Origin of the sequence: Streptomyces sp. YGL11-2, assembly GCF_050054615.1 — a bacterium.
In the GTDB taxonomy this organism is placed as follows: domain Bacteria; phylum Actinomycetota; class Actinomycetes; order Streptomycetales; family Streptomycetaceae; genus Streptomyces.
Genome location: NZ_JBNHIN010000171.1, coordinates 1 through 534, shown reverse-complemented (window position 1 = coordinate 534; position 534 = coordinate 1). Strand labels below are relative to the sequence as shown.

The following is a 534-nucleotide window of genomic DNA, read 5'->3' as shown; positions in this document are numbered from 1 at the left end:
CCACCAGACCGAAGCGACCCGGGTGCTCCGACTGAGCCGACCGCACCAGACCCCACACCGCGGCACCCGCAAGATCCACGCCGGACACCGCACCACGCGTCACGAACACCAGACGCGACCCAGCAAACCGATCCTCGGCCAACCACGACTGCATCACCTCCAACGCCCACGCCGTGGCCGCGTGAACGGACTCCACCGTGCCGGTGGGGTCAGCAGTGCCGGCAGGCGGCCCGACCAGGAAGGTTCCGGGCATCGGTGCCTCGGTCAGGGATTCCGGTTCCGGGTACGTCCGCCACGGCTCGCCGTCCGGGCCGGTGCCGAGCTCGACGCGCTCGTCCGTGAGCGGTACGGGGACCCAGTCGACCGTGAAGAGGGTGTCCCGGTCAGCGGCCTGCAACTGCCCGGCCGAGAGCGGACGCACCACCAACGACTCCACCGACGCCACCGGCGCACCGCTGGAATCCGCCACCGCGACCGACAACGCACCACCCGCCCCACGAACCCGGACACGCACCCGCGAAGCACCAGACGCAT

The 534-nt window shown here is 71.2% G+C and carries 1 protein-coding gene; it reads right to left on the bottom strand.

Translation table 11 applies throughout. The annotated features are described in order from the left end of the window. The coding region (locus ACO1BR_RS44200) for a SpnB-like Rossmann fold domain-containing protein (protein WP_426800762.1) at positions 1-424 on the bottom strand (424 nt) is incomplete at its 3' end. Positions 425-534 lie beyond the last annotated feature (110 nt).